Consider the following 1,527-nt stretch of genomic DNA (forward strand, 5'->3'; position numbering starts at 1 on the left):
CCGATGCCGTTGAAAAAGTCGTCTGTTGACGTGACCGGCGGCGGCGATGGCTTGCGGGCAAGTGGAGGCTGCGCGCCTTAGGTCGTGACAGCCTGCCTCGCGAGGCTGATCTTGGCGAGCTTGCGGAGGTTCTGAGCGGCAGCGGCGAGATGGAACTCGTCTCGGGCGCCGCTGGGGCCACGTAAACGCAGCCGGTCTAGCCGCAGGATGCGTTTCAGGTGAGCAAACAGCATCTCGACCTTCTTGCGTTCGCGGCGCGATGTGATCCACTCGTCTTCCTGCGCCAGGGTCCGGGCAAAGTCTCGCGCACCCTCATGGATCGATCGGGTCACCTTGCGAGCCGGCAGGATGGGGGTGCATTGCGGCTTCAGAGCGCAGCTGCCGCAGTCATGCTGCCGGGCTCGATAGCGGATGAAGCCGTCCTTGTCGGCCTCTGGCCGAGGCGATGCGAAGTTGCGGTTACGTGGGCGCAGGCGCTTGCCCGCCGGACACACATAGCTGTCGTCCTCGTGATCGAAGGTGAAGTCGCTGCGTTCGAAAGAGCCGTCGCTCCGGGTGGACTTGTCGAACACAGGTACGTGTGGCTCGATGCCACGCTCATGCACGAGCCAGGCGAGCATGTCGGCAGAGCCGTAGCCGGTGTCGCCAATCAGCTTGCGCGGCCACAGGCCATGATGGCCGGCCGCCCGCTCGATCATCCGCTTGGCAGCAGTGACTTCCGCCTGGCGGATCGCCGTGCTCGCCTCGACATCCACGATCACGGCGTTTTCGACATCGATCAGGTAGTTGGTGGAGTAGCAGAAATCCGCGCGTCCGCCATGTGCTGCGGTATAGCGGGCCGCCGGATCGACAGGTGAGACGCGCTTGGGCTCGACCGGAGTTGCGCCACCAAACACCGCATCATCCAGAACAGCAAGGTACTCCTCGACGGCACGTGTTTGCAGATCGGCGGAAAGGCTCTGCGTTCCTTCGACGTAGGTCTGCCGATTGGCCTCGGCGCGGATCAGGCTGGCATCGACCGCGAAGCCGTCGCCCCCGACCAGTCCTTCGTCGATGCAGCGCCGCACCGTGGCTTCGAACAGCTGGCGGAACAGATCACTCTCGCGAAAGCGACCGTGCCGGTTCTTGGAAAATGTCGAGTGATCCGGCACGTCGCCCTCGAGGCCGAGGCGGCAGAACCAGCGATAAGCCAGGTTGAGGTGCACCTCCTCGCACAGGCGCCGCTCCGATCGGATGCCGAAACAGTACCCCACGATCAGCATGCGCAGCATGAGCTCGGGATCGATCGAAGGCCGACCGATTGCGCTGTAGAACCCTCGCAGGTGTTCGCGCATGCCGGACAGGTCCACGAACCCGTCGATCGCCCGAAGCAGATGATCGGCGGGCACGTGCCGATCCAGGCTGAACTCGTAAAACAAGGCCTCCTGCGCCACTCGGCGCTCGCCCATCATCGCTTGGTACCCGTCAGCATCGCAATATTGAATCAGACGCTCACGACGACTTCAAGGCCGACTTTTTCAACAACAT

General features: G+C 63.3%; 1 protein-coding gene. It reads right to left on the bottom strand.

All coding sequences use genetic code 11. The features are described 5' to 3' along the window. Positions 1 to 77 precede the first annotated feature (77 nt). Positions 78 to 1,451: an IS1182 family transposase gene (locus SAB01S_RS17880; RefSeq protein ID WP_021235642.1), complete on the bottom strand. Its 1,374-nt coding sequence runs from the start codon at positions 1,449 to 1,451 to the stop codon at positions 78 to 80. Positions 1,452 to 1,527 lie beyond the last annotated feature (76 nt).

This window comes from Sphingobium abikonense NBRC 16140 (genome assembly GCF_001598335.1).
GTDB classification, from domain to species: domain Bacteria; phylum Pseudomonadota; class Alphaproteobacteria; order Sphingomonadales; family Sphingomonadaceae; genus Sphingobium; species Sphingobium abikonense.

Bases quoted from the DNA above. Each gene is read 5' to 3' on its own strand.
- SAB01S_RS17880 (WP_021235642.1), bottom strand. From the start codon at position 1,451: ATGATGGGCGAGCGCCGAGTGGCGCAGGAGGCCTTGTTTTACGAGTTC.